Source organism: Cupriavidus sp. a3 (genome assembly GCF_051015765.1).
In the GTDB taxonomy this organism is placed as follows: domain Bacteria; phylum Pseudomonadota; class Gammaproteobacteria; order Burkholderiales; family Burkholderiaceae; genus Cupriavidus; species Cupriavidus oxalaticus_A.
Map to the genome: position 1 here is coordinate 3,428,851 of NZ_CP170643.1, position 26,812 is coordinate 3,455,662.

A 26,812-nucleotide genomic window follows, 5' to 3' on the forward strand; every position below is an offset into this window, starting at 1 on the left:
CTATCTCCCCAGGTAGGATTCGATCACGCGTTCGTCGCGCTTGACGCTGTCGAGCGTGCCTTCTGCCAGCACGCTGCCTTCGGCCAGCACCGTGACCTTGCCGGCAGCGCCGGCCAGCGCGGCGACGAACTCCATGTCGTGTTCCACCACCATCATCGAGCAGCTGCCGCGCAGGCCGTTGAGCAGGCTGGCCAGCTGCATGGTCTCTTCATCGGTCATGCCGGCCACGGGCTCGTCGAGCAGCAACAGCTGCGGCTGCTGCATCAGCAGCATGCCGATCTCCAGCCGCTGCTTCTGCCCGTGCGACAGCAGGCCCGCGGGCCGGTAAGCCTCGTCCTCCAGGCCGGTCAGCGCCAGCGTCTCCTCGATGCGGCGATGCCCCTCGCCGGTCAGCCGCGCGCGCAGCGACGACCACCAGCGCTTGTCGGCCTTCATCGCCAGCTCCAGGTTCTCCCACACCGCGTGCTGCTCGAACACGGTCGGCTTCTGGAACTTGCGGCCGATGCCGACCTGCGCGATGCGCGGCTCGGTCATCCGCATCAGGTCGATGGTCTGGCCCAGGAACACGCGCCCGCTGACATTGGCATTGCGCGGCCCGGTCTTGCCGGTGATGACATCCATCATCGTGGTCTTGCCCGCGCCGTTGGGACCGATCACGCAGCGCAGTTCGCCATGGTCGATCGACAGGTTCAGCTTGTTGAGCGCGCGGAAGCCGTCGAACCGCACGGTGACGTCTTCCAGGTACAGGATCGGGCCGTGCGACACATCGATGGTGCCCGGCTCCAGCACGCGGCCCAGCCCGGTGGCATCGCCGCTTTCGGCCTGGCCGTGTTCGAGTGCGGCGTTCATGCTTCACCTCCGGTGCGGCCCGCCACCGCGGGCGTGGAAACGGGCTCAGGCTCGGACGGCACCGCGGCGGCAGCGCGGCGCTCGCGCAGGCGCTTCCACAGGCCAATCACGCCATCGGGCAGGTACAGCGTCACCAGCACGAACATCGCGCCCAGCAGGAACAGCCAGTATTCGGCGAAGTGGGCGGTGAAGAGCGTCTTGGCACCGTTGACCAGGAACGCGCCGATGACCGGCCCGATCAGCGTTCCGCGCCCGCCCACGGCAACCCACACCGCCATTTCGATCGAGTTGCCGGGCGACATCTCGCCCGGGTTGATGATGCCGACCTGCGGCACGTACAGCGCGCCGGCGATGCCGCACAGCACCGCCGAGAAGGTCCACACGAACAGCTTGTAGCCGAGCGGGTTGTAGCCGGAGAACATGACGCGCATCTCCGCATCGCGCACGGCCGTGACCACGCGGCCCAGCTTGGACGTGACAATGTAGCGGCAGGCAACGAAGCCCCCGAGCAGCGCCACGAAGGTCAGCACAAAAAGCGCCGTGCGCGTCTGCGGCGCGGCGATGGCGAACCCCGCGATGCGCTTGAAATCCGTGAAGCCGTTGTTGCCGCCGAAGCCGGTCTCGTTGCGGAAGAACAGCAGCATTGCCGCATACGTCATCGCCTGCGTGATGATGGACAGGTACACGCCCTTGATGCGCGAGCGGAAGGCAAAGAAGCCGAACAGCCATGCCAGCACGCCCGGCACCAGCACCACCAGCAGCAGCGCATAGCCAAGATGGTCCGTGCCGTGCCAGAACCACGGCAGCTCCTTCCAGTCGAGGAACACCATGAAATCCGGCAGGTCGCTCTTGTACACGCCTTCGCGCCCGATCGAACGCATCAGGTACATGCCCATGGCATAGCCGCCCAGCGCGAAGAACAGGCCATGGCCGAGGCTCAGGATGCCGCAGTAGCCCCACACCAGGTCGAGCGCGATCGCCGCCAGCGCAAAGCACATGATCTTGCCGACCAGCGTCAGCGCATATGCCGACAGGTGCAGCGGATGGCCTTCCGGCACCAGCAGCGCGCACACCGGCACGCCGATGCCGACGACCACGGTCAGTACCGCCAGCGCCATCCAGCCGCGCGGCGAGAACAGCGACTGGCGTTCCGGCACGGCAAGCCGGAAAGGTGTCGCGGAAGAATCGGGTTGGAATCGCTGCATCATGCCTCCGCGCTGCGCCCCTTGAGCGCGAAAAGTCCCTGCGGCCGCTTCTGGATGAAGAGCACGATCAGCACCAGGACAAAGATCTTGGCCAGCACCGCGCCATAGAACGGCTCGATGAACTTGTTGATGATGCCCAGCCCGAATGCGCCCACGATGGTGCCGGCCAGCTGCCCCACCCCGCCCAGCACCACCACCATGAACGAATCGATGATGTAGGCCTGGCCCAGGTCGGGACCGACATTGCCGATCTGCGACAGCGCACATCCGCCGAGCCCGGCGATGCCGGCACCGAAGGCGAAGGCGTAGCTGTCGACCTTCCACGTGCGCACGCCCACGCACGCCGCCATGGTGCGGTTCTGCGTGGTGGCACGCACGAACAGCCCCAGCCGCGTGCGGTTGAGCACCGCCCACGCCACCGCCACCACCGCCAGCGCGAACAGGATGATGACCACGCGGTTGTACGGGATCACCAGTCCCGGCATCCATTCGAAGCCGCCGCTCATCCAGCCGGGATTGGCCACTTCCACGTTCTGCGCGCCGAACAGCGTTCGCACCGCCTGCATCAGCAGCAGGCTGATGCCGAAGGTGGCCAGCAGCGTTTCGAGCGGGCGGCCGTACAGGTGGCGCAGCACCAGCCGCTCCAGCACGAAGCCGACTGCCGCCGCCGCCAGGAACGATGCCGGCAGCGCCGCGGGCAGGTACCACGCGAACGCATCCGGCGCATAGGCGCGGAACAGCGACTGCACCACGTAGGTCGCGTAGGCGCCGATCATCAGGAACTCGCCGTGCGCCATGTTGATGACGCCGATCAGGCCATAGGTGATGGCGAGGCCAAGCGCTGCCAGCAGCAGCACGCTGCCCAGGCTCAGGCCGGCGAACAGGTTGCCGATCAGCTCGGCGCGGCGCTGGTCGCTGCGCAGCTGGTCCAGCGCCTGCTGCGCGGCCAGGCGCACGTCCGCATCCGCTTCGCGGTAGTTGCCGGCGCTGTCGCGCTCGACCAGCGGCGCAAGCTTCTGGCGGCTCTGCGGGTTGCTGTCCGTGGCGAGGATGCGGATCGCTTCGAGGCGCGCGTCATGCGCGGCTGCGTCCGCCGGCTCCGCCAGCATCAGGTTGGCCCAGATCACGTCCAGGCTGGCCCGCAGGCCCGCGTCGGCCTCGGCCTTGCGCGCGGCTTCCACGGCGGCCAGCGAGGCGCTTTCCGGCTGGTCGCGCAAGGTGCCGATGGCCTGCGCGCGCACCGCGATGTCGGGCGACTGCAGCTGCAGGCTGCTGGCGGCGCTGTCGACCAGCGCGCGCAGGCTGTTGTTCAGGGTCAGGGATTCGAGTTCGTCCGGCTTGACCGTGACCGGCTTGCCGGTGATGGCATCGACCACCTTGTCGCCGTCCTGGCGCACCATGCCGACCGACGGCGCATATTGAAGGGTGTCGTCCTGCAGGGCCTTCAGGATCGGGCCGGCTTCAGCGGGCGATGCCTTGGTCACCGCGGACAGCGCGGCAGTCTTGGCATCGAAGTCGTCTTCGGCCAGCGGCTTCAGGTCGGCCTGCGTCAGCGCAGCGGCCCACGGCGCCGCGGCCAGCAGCAGCGCGGCCAGCAGGGCGCGCAGCCAGGGCACGACTTGAACGGATAAGGGATTGCGCATAGGAGCTTGCGATTGGCAGGAATGAAGCGAGCTTGTTGTTGCTCCCCTCTCCCGCAAGCGGGAGAGGGGAGCCGCATGGTGGCAAGCAAAAGAGGCTTACATCACCTTGTCCGGCTTCCCTTCATTGCCCGCGATGAACGGGCTCCACGGCTGCGCACGCACTGCCTTCGGCGTCTTCCACACCACCGAGAACTGGCCGTCGCCCTTCACCTCGCCGATCATCACCGGCTTGTACAGGTGGTGGTTCTCGCCCATGGTCAGCGTGAAGCCGTCCGGCGCCTTGAAGGTCTGGCCGTACATCGCCGCCCGCACCTTGTCGGTATCGGTGGTGCCGGCCTTCTTCACGGCCTGCGCCCACATATGGATGCCGACGTAGGTGGCTTCCATCGGGTCGTTGGTCACGCGCTTGTCGCCGCCCGGCAGGTTGTTGGCCTTGACCCAGGCCGCCCACTGCTTCTTGAAGGCGTCGTTCTGTGCGTTCTTGACCGACATGAAGTAGTTCCACGCCGCCAGGTGGCCGACCAGCGGCTTGGTGTCGATGCCGCGCAGTTCTTCCTCGCCCACCGAGAACGCCACCACCGGCACGTCCTTGGCCTTCAGGCCGGCGTTGCCCAGTTCCTTGTAGAAGGGCACGTTGGAATCGCCGTTGATCGTGGAGATCACTGCGGTCTTGCCACCCTGCGAGAACTTCTTGATGTTGGCGACGATGGTCTGGTAGTCGCTGTGGCCGAACGGGGTGTAGACTTCTTCGATGTCCTTGTCGGCAACCCCCTTGCTCTTCAGGAAGGCGCGCAGGATCTTGTTGGTGGTGCGCGGGTAAACGTAGTCGGTGCCCAGCAGGAAGAAGCGCTTGGCACCGCCGCCTTCCTTGCTCATCAGGTATTCCACCGCCGGGATCGCCTGCTGGTTGGGCGCGGCGCCGGTGTAGAAGACGTTCTTGGACATTTCCTCGCCTTCGTACTGTACCGGGTAGAACAGCAGCGAGTTCAGCTCTTCATAGACCGGCAGCACGGACTTGCGCGACACCGAGGTCCAGCAGCCGAAGGTCACCGCGACCTTGTCCTTGCTGACCAGCTGGCGCGCCTTCTCGGCGAACAGCGGCCAGTTGGACGCCGGGTCCACCACCACCGGCTCGAGCTTGCGGCCGAGCACGCCGCCGCTCTTGTTGATCTCGTCGATGGTCATCAGGGCCACGTCTTTCAGCGACGTCTCCGAGATGGCCATCGTGCCGGACAGCGAGTGCAGGATGCCGATCTTGATCGGCTCCTTGGACTGCGCCATGGCCAGCGGGCTGGTACCGATCATTGCCGCGGCGGCGATGGCCGACAGCTTCAGCATGTCACGTCGTTGCATTTGCAGCTCCCGTTTGTGGTGTTGGTCAGGGACTACGCTCCCCAGGGTGATGCATCTGCAACTAGCGTGCCACTTTGATAAACGAGCTGATACCCGCCCCGCCGGCGGCAGACGGCGTGCTGGCGCGCCGCGCGGGGTGTGCCGCGATCCGTGCCAGCCCCCGCGCACCAGAGCTGTGCGGGCGGCGAACGCACCACTCCCGTGCAGCGACGCAATTCTGTGCACGCCGCTTGCGAAAGGCGCCAGCCGGTGCGCACCACCGCACCAGGGCCGGGCACCATGCCAACGGCCGGCGGCGCAAATAAAAACGGGGCCCCTCGCGGGGCCCCGTTTTTCGATGCCAGGACGCCAGTCCTTACATCACCATCATGTTGGTGTTCAGGTTGTGCATGATCCACAGCGAACCCGCCACCACGATCACCAGGATCAGCGCCGTGAACAGCAGCGCGATCACGTTGCTGCGCTGGTCGGACGACGTGTCCAGGTGCAGGAAGTACTTCAGGTGGACCAGGATCTGGACCGCGGCCATGCCTAGGATGATCCACAGGATCGTGCCCTTGTCCATGCTGCCGTCCATCACCAGCTTGAACGGGATCACGGTCAGGATCACCGCCAGGATGAAGCCGATCGCGTAGCCCTTGAAGCTGGCGTGCGTGCTGTGCGAGTCGTGCGCGGCATGCGCGCCATGCGAATCACGAGTGGCGTGCGCCGCCGGTGCGTTGTGTTGTGCCATCACAGATGTCCCATCAGGTAGACCACGGTAAACACGCCGATCCAGACCACGTCCAGAAAGTGCCAGAACAGCGACAGGCACATCAGGCGCTTGCTGAGCGTCGGGGTGATGCCCTTCTTGCCCAGCTGCCACATCAGCACGATCATCCACAGCATGCCGCTGGCGACGTGCAGGCCGTGGGTGCCGACCAGCGTGAAGAACGACGACAGGAACGCGCTGCGGCCCGGCCCGGCGCCTTCGGCGATCAGGTGGTGGAACTCGTTGATTTCCATCGCCATGAACGCCGCGCCCAGCAGGAACGTCACGCCGAGCCAGGTCTGCACGTGCTTGAGGCTGCGGTTCTGCAGCGAGATCATCGCCATGCCGTACGTGATCGAGGAGAACAGCAGGATGAAGGTCTCCACCAGCACGTAGTTGAGCTCGAACAGCTCCTTCGCCGAGGGGCCGCCTGCCAGCTCGCCGCGCAGAACGGCGAACGTCGCGAACAGCCCGGCGAAGATGATGCAGTCGCTCATCAGGTAGATCCAGAAGCCATACACCGTATTGGCACTGGTATCGTGGTGCGCATGGTCATGCGCGTCGGCGTGGGCCGAGGCGCCGGCCTGCGCGGGGATGCGGTCTAGGACTTGAGTCGACATGGTTCTCAGGCTTGCGAAGCAATGCGCTGCAGATGGCGCGTTTCAATCTGCTCGACCTCGGTGGCCGGCACGTAGTAGTCGATATGGTCGTCGTTGCTGCGGTGGATAAACGCCCACACCATGCCCACCAGGCCAACGATGGCCATCCACCAGATATGCCAGGTCAGGGCAAAGCCGAACACCAGGCTGAAGGCACCGATGATGAAGCCCGCGCCCGTGTTCTTGGGCATGTGGATCTTCTCGTAGCCTTCGGTCGGCAGGGTCTCGCCGCGGGCCTTCATGTCGGCGAACGCGTCCAGGTCACGCACCACCGGAGTGTGCGCGAAGTTGTAGAACGGCGGCGGCGACGAGGTGGCCCACTCCAGGGTACGGCCGCCCCACGGGTCGCCGGTCACGTCGGCCAGCTTCTTGCGGTCGCGGATCGACACGACGATCTGCAGCACCTGGAAGAAGATGCCCAGCGCCACGAACACCACGCCCACCACGGCCAGGTACAGCCACGGCGTCCACGCCGGGTTGTCGGTGTGGTTCAGGCGGCGGGTCATGCCCATCAGGCCCAGCACGTACAGCGGCATGAAGGCGAAGTAGAAGCCCACCAGCCAGCACCAGAAGGCGCACTTGCCCAGGCGCTCGTTCAGCGTGAAGCCGAACGCCTTCGGCCACCAGTAGGTGATGCCGGCCAGGTAGCCGAACAGCACGCCGCCGATGATCACGTTGTGGAAGTGGGCGATCAGGAACAGGCTGTTGTGCAGCACGAAGTCGGCAGCCGGCACGGCCATCAGCACGCCGGTCATGCCGCCGATCACGAAGGTGATCATGAAGCCCAGCGTCCACAGCACCGGCGAGGTCATCTGGACCCGGCCGCGGTACATGGTGAACAGCCAGTTGAAGATCTTCACCCCGGTCGGGATGGAGATGATCATGGTCGTGATGCCGAAGAACGCGTTGACGTTGGCGCCCGAGCCCATCGTGAAGAAGTGGTGCAGCCACACGATGAACGACAGCACCATGATCGCGGCGGTCGCGTACACCATGCCCTTGTAGCCGAACAGCTTCTTGCCCGAGAACGTGGAGATGACTTCAGAGAAGATACCGAACGCCGGCAGGATCAGGATGTACACCTCGGGGTGGCCCCAGATCCAGATCAGGTTCACGTACATCATGGCGTTGCCGCCACCGTCGTTCGTGAAGAAGTGGGTGCCGATGTAGCGGTCCAGGCCCAGCAGCGCCAGCGTCACGGTCAGCACCGGGAAGGCGGCCACGATCAGCACGTTGGTGCACAGCGCGGTCCAGGTGAACACCGGCATGCGCATCAGGGTCATGCCCGGGGCGCGCATGCGCAGGATCGTCACCAGGAAGTTCACGCCGGTCAGCAGCGTGCCCAGGCCCGAGATCTGCAAGCTCCAGAGGTAATAGTCCACCCCCACGCCAGGGCTGTAATCCAGGCCCGACAGCGGCGGGTAGGCCAGCCAGCCGGTCTTGGCGAATTCACCGACGCCCAGCGAGACGTTGACCAGCATGGCGCCCGCCACGAACAGCCAGAACGACAGCGTGTTCAGGAACGGGAAGGCCACGTCGCGCGCGCCGATCTGCAGCGGCACGACCAGGTTCATCAGGCCGGTCATCAGCGGCATGGCCACGAAGAAGATCATGATCACGCCGTGGGCGGTGAAGATCTGGTCGTAGTGCTCGGGCGGCAGCACGCCGGTGGCGCCATTGGTGGCGAGCGCCAGCTGGGTACGCATCATGACCGCGTCGGCAAAGCCGCGCAGCAGCATGATCAGCGCGACCAGGCAGTACATCACGCCGATCTTCTTGTGATCGACGGACGTGAACCACTCATTCCAGAGATAGCCCCACTTCTTGAAATAGGTGATCGCGCCCAGCAGCGCGGCACCGCCCAGGGCGACGCCGGCCAGCACGACCATGATGATCGGCTCATGAAACGGAATCGCCGACAAACTCAACTTGCCAAACATCATTGCTCCCAGGATTACGCGCCCGCCGGCAGCTTGGCCGGCGTGGTCATCGACAGCTGCTCTTCACCGAGGGTATTGCGCGACGTGCAGATCGGGCCGCCCTTGAAACCCCTGTCGGCAACCGCAGTGCCGCTGTGGTCCATGTACTTGTGCAGGATGTTGTGGAAGAGCTGGTCTTCCACCTTGCCGTAGTACGTGACCGGCTCCCTCTCGCTGGGTTGTGCCAGCGTCTTGTAGCCTTCAACGCCCAGTTCGGTCGACGAGGCGCGAACCTTGGCGACCCACTCGTCGAACTCGTAGTTCGACATGGCGACCGCCTTGAACTTCATGCCCGAGAAGCCGCCGCCACTGTAGTTGGCGGACACGCCGTCATACGAGCCGGCATGGTTGGCGATCAGGTGCAGCTTGGTCTCCATCCCTGCCATGGCGTACACCTGGCTGCCCAGTTGCGGGATGAAGAACGAATTCATGATCGAATCCGAGGTGATCTTGAAGTTCACCGGGGTGTCGACCGGGAACGCGATCTGGTTGACGGTCGCGATCTTCAGTTCCGGATAGATGAACAGCCACTTCCAGTTCAGCGCCACCACCTCGACGGTGACCGGCTTCTTGTTCGATTCCAGCGGCTTGTACGGGTCCAGGTCGTGCGAGGACTTCCAGGTGATGATGCCCAGCGCGATGATGATCAGGCACGGGATCAGCCACACCACCACTTCGATCGCGGTCGAGTGCGACCAGTCCGGCTCGTAGCGCGCCTTGGTATTGGACGCGCGGTACTTCCAGGCGAACACCAGCGTGAGCACGATCACCGGCACCACCACCAGCAGCATGAGCCAGGTGGCGATCAGGATGATGTTCTTGATATCGACGCCAACCTGCCCTTTCGGGTCGAGCAGCGTCATGTTGCAGCCGGCCAGCAGGAGCAGGCCGAGGCAGGGCAGGAACCGCGTCCAACGCGGCAGTATTGGTTTCTTCATGTCACGACTGGTTTGGTTACACCGCGCTTTGGGCAAAAGCGTGGCTAAACCGCCTGATGCTCGCGCAAGAGGCGTGGGGCTATGGGAAAACCGGAAGGACGTGTCCTTAGCTGGCGTTGCGGTCGGGCGGCGAATCTAACGCCGGAGGACCATGCGGCCTTGCAACGCCATGAACACGGAAGGACAACTGACTGCGCGCGCTGCAGGCCCTGTGGGACCTTGCCGGCGCTGCGGCACCTGGTGGCCGAAACCGCGAACGGTCCCGGCTCAGTACAGCGGCCGGGTAGCGTTGGAATACGAGGTTTTTGCACTTCCCGACGGACTTGCCTTCAGCAACCTGGTGGCAAGCGCGGTTTTCGGCCGGGGAGCGCAACACGTAAAACATCGTGGGCGCGAATGTACCGCAACGCAACATTGAGGGTAAACCCAACGCCACAGAACACAGAGTTCAGATAAACGGACAATCATGTGCTGTCGCCGCATCGCAGCACTTGATTGCCGTCAAGATCACAATTTCGCCTATAAATATGCATAAAGCCGCGCATTGGCGCGGCTTTGTGGGTGCGACATTTTCGTGTGGCATATTGTCGCAGTGCGTCAGAACCTTTGTCGCACCTCAACACCACACGGTGGATGTGGGGTCATCCGTAGCGGCGGGAAATTGACTCCGCGACACATACCGGGCGCTCGCTGCCCTCGCGCTCGATCGTCACCTCCCAGGTGGACTGCGCACCCACCAGTTCCGGCGACTTTGGCAGCGGATCGAGCCGTTCGACCTTGAGCAGCTTGATTCGTGCCCGCAATTTGCTGCCCACCGGCACCGGCGCGGTGAAGCGCACGCGGTTCAGGCCATAGTTGACGCCGATCTTCGACGGCATGTGCAGCGCGTTGTGCATGAACTTGGGCAGCAGCGACAGCGTCAGGAAGCCATGGGCGATCGGGGCGCCATAGGGCGACTCCTTCTTGGCGCGCTCCACGTCGACGTGGATCCACTGGTGGTCGCCGGTAGCCTCGGCAAACTGGTTGACCTGCTGCTGGGTCACCTCCATCCAGTCGCTGACCGCGACTTCCTGCCCTTGCAGGCCTTCCAGCTCTTCCAGCGTTGCGATGGTACGCATTTCGGTTGTCTCCTCGATGGGTGGGTGGATGTGTCGTTATGCGGGGCGGCGGCCGTACATGCCCATGCCCTTGACGGTGCAGACCAGTTCGCCGCGCTGGTTGGTGGCTTCCCACTGGGTATGCACGATGCCGCGGTCCGGCTTCGATTGCGAGGCTCGCGTGTCCAGCACGTTGAGCACCACGGTCAGCGTGTCCCCGGCATAGACCGGCTTGATCCAGCGGATCTCGTCCACGCCGGGCGAGCCCATGCTGGCCGACTTGCCGGTGGTGCTCAGCACCAGCAGGCGCATCATGATCGAGCAAGTCATCCAGCCGCTCGAGATCAGTCCGCCGTAGATGCTCTTGGCAGCCGCTTCCTTGTCGATATGAAACGGCTGCGGGTCGTACTGGCGGGCAAAGGCGAGGAGTTCTTCCTCGGTGACGACGTAGGAGCCCAGTTCGCGGCGGCTGCCGACCTCAAAGTCCTCGAAATACAGCATTGCTTGTCTCTCCGTAATTGTTAGCCTGGGATGGCGACGGCCTTGTCCCGACGATGATCGCATGCATGCCAGTGCTCAGCGTCCGTATTTGCCGAACCCGTTCCTAACAGCGCGCAAAGAAAAAACCGCGCCTGGGAATACGGCGCGGTTTTGACTGGCATGGCAGACGAGAGGATCAGGCTGCTTCCTGGAACCCCGGCTGGGCGGCAAACCGGCCCAGGTGGTGATCCACGTCACCGAAGGTGGTGTTGATCAGCGTCAGCCGCTTGAACATATGCGCCGCCGGCAGTTCGTTGGTCACGCCCATGCCGCCGTGGATCTGCACCGCTTCCTGGCCGACCGTGCGCGCTGCCTGCCCCACGCGCGCCTTGGCGGCGGAAACGTAGCGGCGGCGCTCTTCCGGCGTGGCCTCTTCAAAACGGGCAGCGGCCAGCAGCGTGATCGAACGCGACTGCTCGGCATGGATGAACATCTCGACCATGCGATGCTGCAGCGCCTGGAAGCGTGCGATCGGCTGGCCGAACTGCTGGCGCGTCTTGGCGTATTCCAGCGTGGCTGCGTTGAGCGTGTCCATCACGCCCACGGCCTCGGCGCACAGCAGCACCGCGGCATAGTCGGCCACCTGCTCGACCAGCGCGAAGCCCTTGCCGGCCTCGCCCAGCAGTTGCGCCGGCGCGTCCTGGAACGTGATGTCGGCCGCGCGCAGGTTGTCGATGGTGCGATAGTCCTTGATGCTGACACCGGCGCCCTTGGCATCCACCAGGAACAGCGAGATGCCATCCTGGTCGGCATCGCCGCCGCTGCTGCGCGCCGACACGATCAGCTTGTCGGCCTGGCCGCCGTGCAGCACCACGGTCTTGCGGCCGTTGAGCTTGCCGTCGCGGGCTGTAACGCGCACGTTGTTCAGCTCATAGCGCGCCTGCGGCTCGTTGAAGGCCACGGCCAGCTTCAGCTCGCCGCCGGCGACCTGCTCCAGCAGCGCGTCCTGGCCGCCGGCCAGGCCCAGTGCGTAGGCACCCACCACGGTGGCCAGGTACGGCTCGACCACCAGGCCACGGCCCAGCTCCTGCTGGACCACCATCATGTCGAGCGCCTTGCCCGAGAAGCCACCCTGCGCTTCCGGCACCGGCAGCGCGGTCAGGCCGAGCTCGACCAGCGAGCCCCACGCGGATTCGCCGTAGCCGGCGGCGCTTTCGTAGTTCTTCTTGCGGTCCTCGAAACCGTAGTCCTTCTCGACAAAACGGCGGACGGCGTCGGCCAGTTGCTTCTGTTCGTCGCTGAGATTGAAGTTCATGTTACCTATCTCCTTCCTGTCCTCACAGCCCCAGAATCATCTGGCTGATGATGTTCTTCTGAATTTCGTTGGACCCGCCGTAGATGGAGGTCTTGCGATAGTTGAAGTAGTACGCGGACAGCGGCGCGGCGTCGTCGTAGCCGGTCACCGCATGCTCGGTCTCGCACTCCAGGTAGGCCGTGTCGAACGGCTGGGCGTACGGGCCGACGGCCTCGACCATCAACTCGGTCAGCAGCTGCTGGATCTCGGTGCCCTTGATCTTGAGCATCGACGCCTCGGGACCGGGGCCCTTGCCGGCGGCTTCGCTCGACACCACGCGCAGCACCGTGATCTCCAGCGCCATCAGTTCGATTTCCAGCGCGGCCACCTTGGCGCCGAACACCGGATCCTCCAGCAGCGGCTTGCCGTTCTTCTGCTGCTGGCGCGCCACGCGCTTCAGGAAGCCCAGCTCGCGCTTGGAGTTGCCCACGCGGGCAATGCCGGTACGCTCGTGGCCGAGCAGGTACTTGGCGTAGGTCCAGCCCTTGTTCTCTTCGCCGACGCGGTTCTCGACCGGCACCTTGACGTTGTCGAAGAAGACCTCGTTCACTTCATGCTCTTCGTCCAGCATGATGATCGGGCGCACGGTGATGCCCGGGGTCTTCATGTCGATCAGCAGGAACGAGATGCCTTCCTGCTTCTTGGCTTCCGGATCGGTGCGGACCAGGCAGAAGATCATGTCGGCGTGCTGGCCGAGCGTGGTCCAGGTCTTCTGGCCGTTGACGATGTAGTGCTTGCCGTCCGAAGTCAGCTCGGCGCGGGTCTTCAGCGAGGCCAGGTCCGAACCCGAGCCCGGCTCCGAATAGCCCTGGCACCACCAGTCGGTGCAGTCCAGGATGCGCGGCAGGTAGTACGACTTCTGCTGCTCGTTGCCGTACTTCATGATCACGGGCGCAACCATGGCCACGCCGAACGGCAGCACGCCGGGCGCGCCGACGCGGGCATTCTCTTCGTCCCAGATATGGCGCTGGGTGGCGTTCCAGCCGGTGCCGCCGAATTGGACGGGCCAGTGCGGCGCCGACCAGCCCTTGCCGGCGAGGATCTTGTGCCAGCGCACCAGGTCGTCGCGGTTCGGACGGCGGTGGTTGAGAATCTTGCTGCGGATGTCCGCCGGCAAGTTGGCTTCGAGCCAGCTACGCACTTCCTCGCGGAAGGCGTTGTCGGACGCCGAGTAGTTGAGATCCATGCCCGTCTCCATGATGGTGCCGGCATCGTCTCAGGCTGCCGGCGGTTTGTTCTGCCTTGCGCGTCATGCGCCGACAGCAACGGGCACAGGACGCAATTCAGTGAGCCGTCTGCTTCAGCGCATCCGGCACGATAAGCGGGAAAGTCTCGATGCCCTCCTCGGCCAGCGCCTGCACTTCCTCCGGCGAAGCCGAGCCGCGGATTCCGCGTTCCGGCGCTTCATCGTAGTGCATGCGCCTCGCCTCCTCGGCAAAGCGGTCGCCAACGTCCTCGGTCTGGGCCAGCACCTGCTTCACTGCCTTCATGTACAGCGCTTGCAGTGCCGCCGGTGCCGCGGCGGTTGCCGCTGGCTGCGCCGGCTTGCCAGCCGCCTTCGGCGCGGTCGCGCCTGACAGGTTCAGGCGCGGCGCGCTGGGCAGCCGCGTCACGGCATGGTCGCCACAGACCGGGCATTGGACGAGGTCGCGCGCGATTTGCGACTGCGCTTCTTCCTCCGAGGCAAACCAGCCCTCGAAACGATGGTCATGCGCGCAGCGCAGGTCGAGCACCTTCATGATCTTTCCAGCCCGTCAAAAGCTATATTATCCGCGAATCGAAATTTTGTGAACGGTCGTGCTAAATTTTTTCGAACGACCGTTCGTAGAACGAACATGCAGTGTTCAGCACATACGTTTATCGCCCCACAACCAGCTTAGCGCAGTGCGCGCCCCGCTGCCGGAGCGAGTCAGCCCGGCACCGTTTGCTCGCCCGGCTGCCACGCGCCGGAAACGATTTTCTCCAGCCAGAACGCGCCGATGATGGTCTTCACATCGCTGATGCGGCCGCTGCGCACCCAGTCGATCACCTGCCCCACCGGCGCGATGAACGTCTCCAGGAACTCGCCATCGTCCAGCTGCGCCTCGCCGTGCGTCAGGTCGCGCGCCAGGAAGACGTCGATGAATTCGGTCGAGTAGGAGATGACCGGGTGGATGCGAGTCAGGTAGTCCCAGCGCCGGGCCGTATAGCCGGTCTCTTCCTGCAGCTCGCGCTCGCCGCAGCGTTGCGCGCCCTCTTGCGGGTCGAGCTTGCCGGCCGGGAATTCCAGCATGACTTCGCCGACCGGATAGCGGAACTGCCGTTCCATCAGGACGGTGCCATCGTCGAACAACGGGATCATCATCACCGCGCCCGGATGCACGATGTACTCGCGCCCGGTCTGCTTGCCATCGGGCAGGCGGACGATGTCTTGCTTCAGGGTGAGGAATTTGCCGCGATGGACCGTGGCCGAGGCGACGCAGACTTCCTTCAGTGCGTCGTCGTTCGCGGTGTGGCCGGCGGGGTCGGCGAGAGACTGGGTGCCGCGTTGGATCTTGTCGGTCATGAACGCTCCGGATCAGGCAGGCCCGGCGCCGACAAGACCGGCTTCAGGCCGTGCGGTGTTTGACGAGGTATTGCCAGGTGAAGCCCGGGAAGGCGAACACCAGCATCATGCAGGCGGTGATGGCGTAGAACTGCCAGCCCTGCGGGAAGGCATTGCCGAGGCTGGCCTCGACGGCGAAACCGGCGGCACCGGCCACCGCGTACCAGACGATCAGCTCCAGCAGGCGCAGCCACAGCGGCTTGCGCGCCCACCGGAGCGGGATCGCCATGAACAGGCGCTGGTTCACAAACGGCAGGTTTGCACTGATCAGTGCCAGCAGTATGACAAACCAGCCGCTTGCGGATGATGCGCTCATGGACGTTGGCCGATCAGGAGCCCAGGGTCGAGCGGATGGCCTGGTAGCACAGGTTCATCAGCGCGGCCGGGAAGAAGCCCAGCACGATCACGGCGGCGCCGTTCAGCGTCAGCATCGAGCGCAGGCCGGCGGTCGCTTCCAGCTGCTCTTCGCCAGCCGGCTCATCGAAGTACATCAGCTTGACGATGCGCAGGTAGTAGAACGCGCCGATCAGCGAGAACATCACCGCCACCACGGCCAGCCAGCTCATGCCAGCCTTGATTACCGCGTCCAGCACGGCCAGCTTGGCGTAGAAGCCCACGGTCGGCGGGATGCCGGCCAGCGAGAACATCATCACCAGCATCAGGAAGGCGAACCACGGGTTGCGGCGCGACATGCCCTTCAGGTCTTCCAGCGTCTCGGCCTCGAAGCCCTTGGTGGTGCGCAGCAGGATGATGCCGAAGGTGCCCAGCGTGGTCAGCAGGTAGGTCACCGAATAGAACATCGCCGAGCTGTACGCATCGGCGGCGCCGTCAGCCTTGTTGGCCACCACGCCCGACAGCAGGCCCAGCAGCACGAAGCCCATGTGCGAAATGGTCGAGTACGCCAGCATCCGCTTCAGGTTGGACTGGACGATGGCGGTCAGGTTGCCGATCGCCAGCGACACGATCGACAGCACCACCAGCATCATCTGCCAGTCATTGGCCAGCGGCAGCAGGCCTTCCACCAGCACGCGGATAAACAGCGCGAACGCGGCAACCTTCGGGCCGCCCGCGATCAGCAGCGTCACCGCGGTCGGCGAACCCTGGTAGATATCCGGGATCCACATGTGGAACGGCGCGGCGCCCAGCTTGAACGACAGGCCGGCGACGATGAACACCACGCCAAAGGCCAGCATCGTGGTATTGACGCGGCCCGACTCGACCACGCGGAACACCTCGCCCAGGTTCAGCGAACCGGTGGCGCCGTACATCATCGAGATGCCGTACAGCAGGAAGCCCGAAGCCAGCGCGCCCAGCACGAAGTACTTCATGGCCGATTCCGAGGTCACGCGCGATTCACGGCGAAGCGCCACCAGCGCGTACGACGACAGCGACAGCAGTTCCAGGCCCAGGTACAGGGTCAGGAAGTTGTTGCCGGTGATCATCACGATCTGGCCGCCGAGCGTGAACAGCGCGAGCTGGTAGAACTCGCCGGCGAACATGTTGCGATCGGCCAGGTAGCTGCGCGTATAGACCAGCGTGACAAACAGGCCGGCGGCGCAGAACGCCGACAGCACGTTGGCCATCGGGTCGATCACCACCAGGTTGGAGAACGCGTAGTGCGTCTCGCCGCTGGCGGCGTTCAGGCCGAACCATACGGTCAGTACCAGGGTGGTCAGCAGCGACAGCGGATAAGCCACGCTTTGCTTGCCCCTGCCGCGTGCAAGGTCGATCCAGTTGACCGCGCCAATGGCGATCGCCAGGAAGATAATCGGCGCCACGGGGGCGAATGTCGAGGACGGTTGCATATTGATATCTCTCCCCGCTTACAGCTTGGACTGCGCCGCGTGCTGCAGCAGGTTGACCACGGACGGGTGCATCGCGTCGGTAAAGGGCTTCGGGTGCAGGCCCATATACAGCGTCATGATGGCCAGCAGGCCGAGCATGACGAACTCACGCTTGTTCAGGTCGACCAGCTCGCGCACGTGCTGGTGCACGACGTCGCCGAAGATCACGCGCTTGACCATCCACAGCGAATAGGCAGCGCCGAAGATCAGGGCGGTGGCAGCCAGCAGGCCGATCCAGAAGTTGAACTTGACGGCGCCCAGGATCACCATGAATTCACCGACGAAGCCCGAGGTAGCCGGCAGGCCGCAGTTGGCCATCGCGAAGAACACAGACAGCGCGGCGAACTTCGGCATGGTGTTCACCACGCCGCCGTAGTCGGCGATCTGGCGCGAGTGCACGCGGTCATACAGCACGCCGATGCAAAGGAACATGGCGCCCGAGATAAAGCCGTGCGAGATCATCTGGATGATGCCGCCTTCGACGCCGATATCGCTGAAGATGAAGAAGCCCAGCGTGACGAAGCCCATGTGGGCGATCGACGAGTACGCCACCAGTTTCTTCATGTCGGCCTGCACCAGCGCCACCAGGCCAATGTAGATCACGGCGATCAGCGAGATCGTGATGATGAACGGAGCCAGGTAGTGGCTCGCGTCAGGCGCGATCGGCAGCGAGAACCGCAGGAAGCCGTAGGCGCCCAGCTTCAGCATGATGGCGGCCAGCACCACCGAACCGCCGGTCGGCGCTTCCACGTGGGCGTCGGGCAGCCAGGTGTGCACCGGCCACATCGGCACCTTGACCGCGAAGGCGACGAAGAAGGCAATGAAGATCGCGATCTGCTCGTTCATCGACAGCTTGGCCTGGTGCCATTGCAGGATGTCGAACGTGCCGGTCTTGTTGTACAGGTACAGCAGCGCGACCAGGGTCAGCAGCGAGCCCAGCAGCGTGTACAGGAAGAACTTGAAGGCCGCGTACACACGGTTCGCGCCGCCCCAGACGCCGATGATGATGTACATCGGGATCAGCGTGGCTTCGAAGAACACGTAGAACAGCATGCCGTCGAGCGCGCAGAACACGCCGACCATCAAGCCGGACAGGATCAGGAACGAGGCCATGTACTCGGCCACGCGCTCGGTGATCACTTCCCAGGCCGAGATCACCACGATCACCGTGATGAATGCGGTCAGCACCACGAACCACATCGAGATACCGTCGACGCCCAGCAGGTAATGGATGTTGAAGCGCTCGATCCAGTTCGCCTTTTCGATGAACTGCATCGCCGCGCTGGCGCGGTCGAAGTGGAATACCAGCGGCAGCGTCACGACGAAGCTGGCGATCGAGCCGAACAGCGACATCCACCGCACGAAGCCCGGGCTGCGGTCCGAGCCGAAGGCCAGGATCAGCAGGCCGAAAAAGACAGGCAGCCAGATTGAGAAAGACAGAACCATTTCTATGTTTTCCTTACTTGGTGCCTATCACTTGGTGCCGATCACACCGGTGACCGTCAGCGTCAGCAGCACCAGCATGCCGACGATCATCGCAAATGCGTAGTGGTAGATATAGCCCGACTGCAGGTAGCGGCTGGCCGAAGCGAACGAAGCCACCACACGCGCCGCGCCGTTGACGAACAGGCCGTCGATCACGCTCTGGTCGCCGCCCTTCCACAGGCCGGTACCGAGCAGGCGTGCGCCGCGGGCGAACACGGCCTGGTTGATGGCGTCCATGTAGTACTTGTTGTCGAGCAGCTTGTACAGGCCCGAGAAGCGGTTCGCGATAGCCTCGGGGATATCCGGGCGCTTCATGTAGAAGAACCACGACAGCACGACACCGGCAATGGCCAGCCACAGCACGGGCGTGGTCAGCGAGTGCAGCGCCATCGGCACCCAGCCGTGGAAGGCTTCCTTCAGCTCGGCCATGGCGTGGTGGTTCTCGCCGACGAAGATCACGTCCTTGAACGCGACGCCCATCTTGAAGAAGTTGCCGAACAGCATCGGCTCGATCGCGATGGCGCCGATGATCACCGACGGAATCGCCAGCAGCACCAGCGGCAGCGTCACCACCCACGGCGACTCGTGCGGCTTCTCGCCGGCGGACAGGCCATGGTGGTGGTCGAGCGAGACTTCCTCGTCCTCGTGGTCGCCCTCATGGTGCTGGTGCGCATGGTTCTGGCCCCAGCGCTCCTTGCCGTGGAAGACCAGGAAGTACATGCGGAACGAGTAGAACGCGGTCACAAACACGCCAGCCAGCACGGCGTAGTAGGCAAAGCCCGAACCGGCGATATGCGACTCGGCCACGGCCTCGATGATCGAGTCCTTGGAGTAGAAGCCCGCGAAGAACGGCGTGCCGATCAGCGCCAGCGAACCCACCAGCGAGGTGATCCAGGTGATCGGCATGTACTTGCGCAGGCCGCCCATGTTGCGGATGTCCTGGTCGTGGTGCATGCCGATGATGACCGAGCCCGCGCCCAGGAACAGCAGCGCCTTGAAGAAGGCGTGGGTCATCAGGTGGAACACGGCCACCGAATAGGCCGACGCACCCAGCGCCACGGTCATGTAGCCCAGCTGCGACAGCGTCGAGTAAGCGACCACGCGCTTGATGTCGTTCTGGATGATGCCCAGGAAGCCCATGAACAGCGCGGTGATGGCGCCGATCACCAGCACGAACGACAGCGCGGCGTCCGACAGCTCGAACAGCGGCGACATGCGCGCGACCATGAAGATGCCGGCCGTCACCATCGTTGCCGCGTGGATCAGTGCGGAAATCGGGGTCGGGCCTTCCATCGAGTCAGGCAGCCAGACGTGCAGCGGGAACTGCGCCGACTTGCCCATCGCGCCGATGAACAGGCAGATGCACGCGACGGTGATCATCATCCAGTCGGTGCCCGGGAAAACCACGGTAGCCAGCTGGTCACGCGCGGCGAATACTTCGGTGTAGTTCATGCTGCCGCTGTAGGCCAGCAGCAGGCCGATGCCCAGGATAAAGCCGAAGTCACCGACACGGTTGACCAGGAACGCCTTCAGGTTGGCGAAGATCGCGGTCGGGCGCGTGTACCAGAAGCCGATCAGCAGGTACGACACCAGGCCCACCGCTTCCCAGCCGAAGAACAGCTGCAGGAAGTTGTTGCTCATCACCAGCATCAGCATCGAGAAGGTGAAGAGCGAGATGTAGGCAAAGAAGCGGTTGTAGCCGGGGTCTCCGTCCATGTAGCCGACGGTGTAGATATGCACCATCAGCGAGACGAAGGTCACCACGACCATCATCATCGCGGTCAGCGAGTCGACCAGGAAGCCGACCTCCATCTTCAGGTCGCCGATGGCCATCCACTCGTACACGGTGCCGTTGTAGCCGGCGCCGTTCATCACGTCGAGCAGCACCATCACCGACAGCACGAAGGAAATGGCCACGCCCAGGATGGTCGAGGTGTGGGCCACGATCCGGCCGCCGCGCGACTCCGAGGAAAACAGGCCAAAGAACTTGGTACCGAACAGGCCGGCGATCGCTGAGCCGGCTAGCGGCGCCAGCGCGATCGCGAGCAGCAGGTTGGGGTTGAGCGTGGTTGCCATAGGACGCTTATTGGTGTGCGGTCGGTGAGTCTTGGTTATCTGCGTAGTGCGGCACGGATCAGTACTTCAGGGTGTCCATGTCGTCCACGTTGATCGTATCCAGGTTGCGGAACAGCACGACCAGGATTGCCAGACCGATTGCCGACTCGGCGGCGGCCACCGTAAGGATGAAGAAAACGAAAACCTGACCAGCCAGGTCGCCCAGGTAATGCGAGAAGGCGACAAAGTTGATGTTCACCGCAAGCAGCATCAGTTCGATCGCCATCAGCAGCACGATCACGTTCTTGCGGTTCAGGAAGATGCCGACGATGCTGATCGCAAACAGGATCGCACCGAGCACGAGGAAGTGGGCGAGAGAGAGCACAGCGTTTCTCCGGGCTTTAGTTCTTATTGGCGGCAGCCGCGGCTTCCGTCTGCGGGTTCTGGACATCGGCCTGCATCGGCACCAGGCGCACGCGCTCGTCGCGGCGGGTGCGCAGCTGCGCCGACACGTCCTGGGCCTTGGTGTCCTTGCGGCGGCGCAGGGTCAGCGCCACGGCGGCGATGATGGCCACCAGCAGGATGATGCCGGCCACTTCGAAGGCGTAGATGTAGTCGGTGTAGATCAGCTTGCCGAGCGCGGCGCTGTTCGAGTAGCCCGGCTCCTGCGAACCGCTGGCGGCCACCGGCGTGGTGGTGCCGATGAAGTTGCGCACCAGCACGATCGCCATCTCGGCAATGATCAGCGCGCCCACCACCGAGGCCATCGGCACGTAGGTCCAGAAGTCGCGGCGCAGGTGCTCGATATCGATATCGATCATCATCACCACGAACAGGAACAGCACCATCACTGCGCCGACATAGACCAGCACCAGCAGGATGGCGAGGAATTCCGCCTTGAGCAGCATCCAGATCGCGGCTGCCGTGAAGAACGACAGCACGAGGAACAGTGCGGAATGCACCGGGTTCTTCGCAGTGATGACTTTCAGTGCGGAGAGCACCAGCACCAGCGCAAAGACATAGAAGATGGTGGTCGTGAGTTCCATGGTTCCTATCGGATCCTCTCAGGGCCGTCCGGCACAAGCCTTCCCCTTCGGGTGGCCCGCTCCTGCGGCATCCTTGCTTTGGCCCCTCACATTGGAGGGACCGTATTCAAATTCGGTGGCAGAAGCAGCCAGGTCTGTTACTGGTGGCCGCCCTGCCGTTTGGCGCATGCGCCGGTCAGCGATACTTGGCGTCGGCAGCCTTGGCCGCCGCGATCTGCGGCTCGTAGCGGTCGCCCACTGCCAGCAGCATGTCCTTGGTGAAGTACAGGTCGCCGCGCTTCTCGCCGTGGTACTCCAGGATCTGCGTTTCCACGATGGCGTCGACCGGGCAGGCCTCTTCGCAGAAACCGCAGAAGATGCACTTGGTCAGGTCGATGTCGTAGCGGGTGGTGCGGCGCGTGCCATCGTTGCGCACGTCCGACTCGATGGTGATGGCCAGCGCCGGGCACACCGCTTCACACAGCTTGCAGGCAATGCAGCGCTCTTCGCCGTTCGGATAGCGGCGCAGCGCGTGCAGGCCACGGAAGCGCGGCGAGATCGGCGTTTTCTCTTCCGGGAACTGGACAGTGATCTTGCGCGCGAAGAGATAGCGGCCGGTCACGGCCATGCCCTTGAAGAGTTCCTTCAGGAGCAGGCTGTTGAAGAAGTCCTTGATGGCGAGCAGCATGACGATTGCTTCCTAGTATTTCCAAACGGTGCGTGCCGCGGCACGCACTGTCCTTTGGCCGTTCAATGCCAGATGTTCCAGGGCGACTTGATCCAGATCGCCACGATGATCAGCCACGCCACGGTCAGCGGAATGAACACCTTCCAGCCCAGGCGCATGATCTGGTCATAGCGGTAGCGCGGGAACGAGGCGCGGAGCCAGATAAAGACCGACAGCAGCAGGAAAACCTTGATCAACAGCCAGAAGAAGCCGGGGACCGCGTTGGTGATCACGCTCGAGAACGGAGGTGCCCAGCCGCCCAGGAACATCAACGAGGTCATCGCCGAGATGATGATCATGTTGATGTATTCGGCCAGGAAGAACAGCGCGAAGCCCATGCCCGAATATTCGATCATGTGGCCGGCCACGATCTCCGACTCGCCTTCCACCACGTCGAACGGGTGGCGGTTGGTTTCGGCCACGCCCGAGATGAAGTAGACACCGAACATCGGCAGCAGCGGCAGCCAGTTCCACGACAGGATGTTGATGCCCATGTCGGCGAAGTAGCCGGTGTTCTGGCCGTTGACGATGGCCGACAGGTTCAGGCTGCCGGCAACCATCAGCACCGTCACCAGCGCGAAGCCCATGGCGATTTCATACGACACCATCTGTGCCGCGGCACGCATGGCGCCGATAAAGGCGTACTTGGAGTTCGAGGCCCAGCCGGCCAGGATCACGCCGTAGACGCCGACCGAGCTGATCGCCATCACGTACAGCAGGCCGGCGTTGACGTCCGCCATCACCACATCGGCCTGGAACGGAATCACGGCCCAGACCGCGACGGCAGGCATCAGCACCATCAGCGGCGCGATCAGGTACATGCCGCGGCTGACCTGCGTCGGCATCATGACTTCCTTGAGCAGCAGCTTCAGCACGTCGGCGATCGGCTGCAGCAGGCCGAGCGGGCCGACGCGGTTCGGGCCCAGACGCACGTGCATCCAGCCGATCAGCTTGCGCTCCCACAGGATCAGGTAAGCCACGCACAGCAGCAGGGGCACCACGATCAGCACGGCGCGGATCAGGATCCACAGCGGCGTCCAGTACGCGCCCAGTACGCCCTGCCCTTGCGAGGTAATCCAGTCAATCATGTCTTCTTCTCGCTCTTGTTCTTACGCCGTGGCCACGGCGCCGGCTTTGGCCGGTGCCAGGTCGATGGCCTTCTCTACGGTGACCGTGCCGAACATGCCGCCCAGGCCCATGGCCGCCGGCGTTGCCGCCGGCACGCGCACGGTGTTGGCCGGCAGCGTGGCTTCGAGCACGGCCGGCAGCACCACGCTGCCCTGCCCTTGCGTGACGCGGACCGGGTCGCCCGACTGGATGCCCAGGCGCGCAAACAGGTCGGCCGGCAGCGCGATCTGCATGGCGCGGCGCGCGGCAGCGGTCAGCTGCAGCGAGTCGGCGCGGCGCACGATCGGGTCGGCGTGGTAGATCGGCACGTCGGCGATGCGTTCGATGCCGTTGGCGGCAGCGGCGGCAACGCGGATCGGCGCGTCGGTGGCATTGTCCAGCTGTGCCTCGACCGGGGCCGACAGCACTTCGGCACGGACCGACTCGGCGGTTTCGTAGTCGAAGCCGGCAACGTCCAGCAGGTTGCCCAGCACGCGCAGCACCTTCCAGCCCGGACGCGACTCGCCCAGTGCGCGAACCACGCCGTTGAAGCTCTGTGCCTTGCCTTCGCAGTTGACGAAGGTGCCCGAAGTTTCGGTGAACGGCGCTACCGGCAGGATCACGTCGGCGTACTGCATGGCAGCTTCCGAACGGAACGGCGACAGCACCACCACCGTGTTGGCCTGCGACAGTGCAGCCAGGGCCTTGCCCGGATCGGCGGTGTCGAATTCCGGCTCGGTGTTCAGCAGGATGTAGGCCTTGCGCGGCGTGTCCAGCATTGCCTGCGCGTTGGCGCCGCCTTGCTTCGGCAGCGCGCCTGCGACGTAGCCGCCGACGGTGTTGGCCGCTTCGGTCAGGAAGCCCAGCGTCGCACCGGTTTCGGTGGCGATCCACTGTGCCAGCGCATGCAGCGCCGAGAACTGCGGATGACGCACGGCCTCGTTGCCGAGGAACACGGCACGGCGCTCGCCCTGCAGCAGCGCTTCTGCCGTCTTCGCGGCGACCTCGCCACCGTCGAAACCATCGGTGCCGGCCGGGGCGGCGACGCCCTTGGCGGCGGCCACGGCACGGGCCACGCCGGCGAGCGCGGCAGTCCAGCCGGACGGGGCCACGTCGATGCGGGTCGCCGGCATCAGCAGGTCTTCACCGCCGGCACCCAGCACGGCCACGCGGGCGCCCTTCTTGGTCGCCTGGCGCAGGCGCGAGGCCAGCAGCGGATGATCCTTGCGCAGCGACGAGCCGATCACCAGCACGCGTTGCAGCGCGGTGACGTCGGCCACCGGCAGGCCGAGCCACGGCGCGCCCTTCAGCGCGGCCGAGAAGTCGGACTGGCGCAGGCGGAAGTCGACGTTGTCGCTGCCCAGGCCACGCACCAGCTTGCCCAGCAGGAACAGTTCTTCCAGCGTGCTGTGCGGGCTGGCCAGCGCGGCGATCTGGTCGGCGCCATGCTCGCGCTTGATGCCGGCCAGGCCATTGGCCACGTATTCCAGTGCGGTCTGCCAGTCGGTTTCCATCCATTCGCCGCCCTGCTTCAGCAGCGGGCGGGTCAGGCGGTCGGCACTGTTCAGGCCTTCATACGAGAAGCGGTCCTTGTCGGAGATCCAGCACTCGTTGATGTCTTCGTTTTCCAGCGGCAGCACGCGCATCACACGCTGGTTCTTGGTCTGCACCACCAGGTTCGCGCCCAGGCCGTCGTGCGGCGAAACCGACTTGCGGCGGGCCAGTTCCCAGGTGCGGGCCGAGTAGCGGAACGGCTTGCTGGTCAGCGCGCCGACCGGGCACAGGTCGATCATGTTGCCCGACAGTTCCGAGTCAACCGTCTTGCCGACGAAGGTGGTGATCTCCGAGTGCTCGCCGCGGTTGAGCATGCCCAGTTCCATCACGCCGGCCACTTCCTGGCCGAAGCGCACGCAGCGGGTGCAGTGGATGCAGCGGGTCATCTCCTCCATGGAGATCAGCGGGCCCACGTTCTTGTGGAACACCACGCGCTTCTCTTCCTTGTAGCGCGACTCCGAGGCACCGTAGCCCACGGCCAGGTCCTGCAGCTGGCACTCGCCGCCCTGATCGCAGATCGGGCAATCCAGCGGGTGGTTGATCAGCAGGAATTCCATCACGGACTTCTGCGCCTTGACTGCCTTCTCCGAATTGGTGAAGACCTTCATGCCGGGGGTCACCGGCGTGGCGCAGGCAGGCAGCGCCTTCGGGGCCTTCTCGACCTCGACCAGGCACATGCGGCAGTTGGCCGCGATGGACAGTTTGCGGTGGTAGCAGAAGTGCGGGATGTAGGTGCCCAGCTTGCGGGCCGCTTCCATCACCAGGCTGCCCTCAGCAACCTCAACCTTCTTGCCGTCGATCTCTAGTTCAACCATGTTCTGCCACGCTTAGATGTAGGCCGGAACCATGCACTGCTTGTGTTCGACGTGATATTCGAACTCTTTCCAGTAGTGCTTGAGCATGCCGCGGACCGGCATCGCCGCGGCATCGCCGAGCGCGCAGATGGTGCGGCCCATGATGTTTTCCGCGACGTTGTTGAGCAGGTCCAGGTCTTCCTGGCGCCCTTCTCCGTGTTCGATGCGATTGACCATGCGATACAGCCAGCCGGTGCCTTCGCGGCACGGCGTGCACTGCCCGCACGATTCCTCAAAATAGAAGTACGACAGGCGCAGCAGCGAGCGGACCATGCAGCGCGTCTCGTCCATCACGATCACCGCGCCCGAGCCCAGCATCGAGCCGGCCTTGGCGATCGAGTCGTAGTCCATGTCGGACGCCATCATCAGGTCGCCCGGCACCACCGGCGCGGACGAACCGCCCGGGATCACCGCCTTGATGCGCTTGCCGCCGCGCATGCCGCCGGCCAGTTCCAGCAGCTTGGCGAACGGCGTGCCCAGCGGGATCTCGTAGTTGCCGGGACGCTCGACATCGCCGGAGACCGAGAAGATCTTGGTGCCGCCGTTGTTCGGCTTGCCCAGCTTCAGGTAGTTCTCGGGACCGACGGCCAGCAGGAACGGCACCGCGGCGAAGGTCTCGGTGTTGTTGATGGTGGTCGGCTTGCCATACAGGCCGAAGCTGGCCGGGAACGGCGGCTTGAAGCGCGGCTGGCCCTTCTTGCCTTCCAGCGATTCCAGCAGCGCGGTTTCCTCGCCGCAGATGTAGGCGCCATAGCCGTGGTGGGCGTGCAGCTGGAAGCTGAAGCCCGAGCCCAGGATGTTGTCGCCCAGGAAGCCGGCAGCACGCGCCTCTTCGAGGGCTTCCTCGAAGATCTTGTACTCGTTCCAGATCTCGCCGTGGATGTAGTTGTAGCCCACGGTGATGCCCATCGCGTACGCGCCGATGGCCATGCCCTCGATCAGCGAATGCGGGTTGTAGCGGATGATGTCGCGATCCTTGAACGTGCCAGGCTCGCCTTCATCGGTGTTGCAGACCAGGTACTTCTGGCCCGGGAACGTGCGCGGCATGAAGCTCCACTTCAGGCCGGTCGGGAAGCCCGCGCCGCCGCGGCCACGCAGGCCCGAGACCTTGACGTCGGCGATCACCTGCTCGGGCGGGATCTTTTCGGTCAGGATGCGCTTCAGTTGCTGGTAGCCGCCACGCTTGACGTAGTCTTCCAGGTGCCAATTCTTGCCGTCCAGGCCGGCCAGGATCAGCGGCTGGATATGGCGGTCGTGCAGACTGGTCAT

24 protein-coding genes are annotated in these 26,812 nt (G+C 64.3%); all 24 read right to left on the reverse strand.

Going from position 1 to position 26,812, the window contains the following annotated elements; translation table 11 throughout:
• Positions 1 to 849 (reverse strand): urea ABC transporter ATP-binding protein UrtD, encoded by an 849-nt coding sequence (urtD, locus tag ACAD63_RS16465; RefSeq protein WP_135704892.1) that lies wholly within the window; start codon positions 847 to 849, stop codon positions 1 to 3.
• Positions 846 to 2,054, reverse strand: a complete 1,209-nt coding sequence (gene urtC, locus ACAD63_RS16470) for an urea ABC transporter permease subunit UrtC (RefSeq protein ID WP_135706234.1) — start codon at positions 2,052 to 2,054, stop codon at positions 846 to 848. Before urtC ends, urtD begins: the two co-directional genes overlap by 4 nt.
• Entirely contained in the window at positions 2,054 to 3,697 is a 1,644-nt protein-coding gene (gene urtB / locus ACAD63_RS16475) for an urea ABC transporter permease subunit UrtB (RefSeq protein WP_135704891.1), read from the reverse strand. Before urtB ends, urtC begins: the two co-directional genes overlap by 1 nt.
• Before the next feature lie 96 nt (positions 3,698 to 3,793).
• Positions 3,794 to 5,050 (reverse strand): urea ABC transporter substrate-binding protein, encoded by a 1,257-nt coding sequence (gene urtA, locus ACAD63_RS16480; protein ID WP_135704890.1) that lies wholly within the window; start codon positions 5,048 to 5,050, stop codon positions 3,794 to 3,796.
• Positions 5,051 to 5,405: 355 nt separating this feature from the next.
• On the reverse strand, positions 5,406 to 5,783 hold the full coding sequence (gene cyoD, locus ACAD63_RS16485; RefSeq protein ID WP_135704889.1) for a cytochrome o ubiquinol oxidase subunit IV: 378 nt from the start codon (positions 5,781 to 5,783) through the stop codon (positions 5,406 to 5,408).
• Positions 5,783 to 6,421 carry a cytochrome o ubiquinol oxidase subunit III gene (gene cyoC / locus ACAD63_RS16490; protein ID WP_063241489.1) on the reverse strand — a complete coding sequence of 213 codons (639 nt, stop codon included), beginning with the start codon at positions 6,419 to 6,421 and terminating at the stop codon, positions 5,783 to 5,785. The genes cyoD and cyoC overlap by 1 nt, the downstream gene beginning before the upstream one ends.
• A gap of 5 nt (positions 6,422 to 6,426) precedes the next feature.
• Positions 6,427 to 8,400 (reverse strand): cytochrome o ubiquinol oxidase subunit I, encoded by a 1,974-nt coding sequence (gene cyoB, locus ACAD63_RS16495; RefSeq protein WP_133094248.1) that lies wholly within the window; start codon positions 8,398 to 8,400, stop codon positions 6,427 to 6,429.
• Positions 8,401 to 8,414: 14 nt separating this feature from the next.
• Positions 8,415 to 9,377, reverse strand: coding sequence for a ubiquinol oxidase subunit II (gene cyoA / locus ACAD63_RS16500; protein ID WP_135704888.1), 963 nt, complete (start codon positions 9,375 to 9,377; stop codon positions 8,415 to 8,417).
• Positions 9,378 to 10,018: 641 nt separating this feature from the next.
• Positions 10,019 to 10,495, reverse strand: a complete 477-nt coding sequence (locus ACAD63_RS16505) for a MaoC family dehydratase (RefSeq protein WP_135704887.1) — start codon at positions 10,493 to 10,495, stop codon at positions 10,019 to 10,021.
• Positions 10,496 to 10,531: 36 nt separating this feature from the next.
• Positions 10,532 to 10,975 carry a MaoC family dehydratase gene (locus ACAD63_RS16510; protein WP_133094176.1) on the reverse strand — a complete coding sequence of 148 codons (444 nt, stop codon included), beginning with the start codon at positions 10,973 to 10,975 and terminating at the stop codon, positions 10,532 to 10,534.
• A 175-nt stretch (positions 10,976 to 11,150) separates the two neighbouring features.
• Positions 11,151 to 12,269, reverse strand: coding sequence for an acyl-CoA dehydrogenase family protein (locus ACAD63_RS16515; RefSeq protein WP_135704886.1), 1,119 nt, complete (start codon positions 12,267 to 12,269; stop codon positions 11,151 to 11,153).
• 22 nt (positions 12,270 to 12,291) lie between these two features.
• Positions 12,292 to 13,494, reverse strand: a complete 1,203-nt coding sequence (locus ACAD63_RS16520) for an acyl-CoA dehydrogenase family protein (protein WP_135704885.1) — start codon at positions 13,492 to 13,494, stop codon at positions 12,292 to 12,294.
• 97 nt (positions 13,495 to 13,591) lie between these two features.
• The gene (locus tag ACAD63_RS16525) at positions 13,592 to 14,047 is read right to left on the reverse strand and encodes a DUF1178 family protein (protein ID WP_133094173.1); all 456 of its coding nucleotides are present in this window, start codon (positions 14,045 to 14,047) and stop codon (positions 13,592 to 13,594) included.
• 170 nt (positions 14,048 to 14,217) lie between these two features.
• Positions 14,218 to 14,853, reverse strand: a complete 636-nt coding sequence (locus ACAD63_RS16530) for an NUDIX domain-containing protein (RefSeq protein WP_195428132.1) — start codon at positions 14,851 to 14,853, stop codon at positions 14,218 to 14,220.
• Between the two features lie 43 nt (positions 14,854 to 14,896).
• Positions 14,897 to 15,208: a DUF2818 family protein gene (locus ACAD63_RS16535; RefSeq protein WP_434032967.1), complete on the reverse strand. Its 312-nt coding sequence runs from the start codon at positions 15,206 to 15,208 to the stop codon at positions 14,897 to 14,899.
• A gap of 13 nt (positions 15,209 to 15,221) precedes the next feature.
• Complete coding sequence (nuoN, locus tag ACAD63_RS16540; RefSeq protein WP_434032968.1) at positions 15,222 to 16,697, reverse strand: NADH-quinone oxidoreductase subunit NuoN; 1,476 nt, start codon at positions 16,695 to 16,697, stop codon at positions 15,222 to 15,224.
• 18 nt (positions 16,698 to 16,715) lie between these two features.
• Entirely contained in the window at positions 16,716 to 18,182 is a 1,467-nt protein-coding gene (locus ACAD63_RS16545) for an NADH-quinone oxidoreductase subunit M (protein WP_135704884.1), read from the reverse strand.
• 27 nt (positions 18,183 to 18,209) lie between these two features.
• Positions 18,210 to 20,297, reverse strand: a complete 2,088-nt coding sequence (gene nuoL / locus ACAD63_RS16550) for an NADH-quinone oxidoreductase subunit L (protein WP_133094169.1) — start codon at positions 20,295 to 20,297, stop codon at positions 18,210 to 18,212.
• A 58-nt stretch (positions 20,298 to 20,355) separates the two neighbouring features.
• Entirely contained in the window at positions 20,356 to 20,661 is a 306-nt protein-coding gene (gene nuoK / locus ACAD63_RS16555; protein ID WP_029044763.1) for an NADH-quinone oxidoreductase subunit NuoK, read from the reverse strand.
• 16 nt (positions 20,662 to 20,677) lie between these two features.
• Positions 20,678 to 21,322 (reverse strand): NADH-quinone oxidoreductase subunit J, encoded by a 645-nt coding sequence (locus ACAD63_RS16560; protein WP_135704883.1) that lies wholly within the window; start codon positions 21,320 to 21,322, stop codon positions 20,678 to 20,680.
• A gap of 175 nt (positions 21,323 to 21,497) precedes the next feature.
• Positions 21,498 to 21,989, reverse strand: coding sequence for an NADH-quinone oxidoreductase subunit NuoI (nuoI, locus tag ACAD63_RS16565; RefSeq protein WP_042884667.1), 492 nt, complete (start codon positions 21,987 to 21,989; stop codon positions 21,498 to 21,500).
• Positions 21,990 to 22,051: 62 nt separating this feature from the next.
• Positions 22,052 to 23,116: an NADH-quinone oxidoreductase subunit NuoH gene (gene nuoH, locus ACAD63_RS16570; protein ID WP_135704882.1), complete on the reverse strand. Its 1,065-nt coding sequence runs from the start codon at positions 23,114 to 23,116 to the stop codon at positions 22,052 to 22,054.
• A gap of 21 nt (positions 23,117 to 23,137) precedes the next feature.
• Complete coding sequence (gene nuoG / locus ACAD63_RS16575; RefSeq protein WP_434032969.1) at positions 23,138 to 25,504, reverse strand: NADH-quinone oxidoreductase subunit NuoG; 2,367 nt, start codon at positions 25,502 to 25,504, stop codon at positions 23,138 to 23,140.
• A 12-nt stretch (positions 25,505 to 25,516) separates the two neighbouring features.
• Positions 25,517 to 26,812, reverse strand: a complete 1,296-nt coding sequence (gene nuoF, locus ACAD63_RS16580; protein ID WP_133094165.1) for an NADH-quinone oxidoreductase subunit NuoF — start codon at positions 26,810 to 26,812, stop codon at positions 25,517 to 25,519.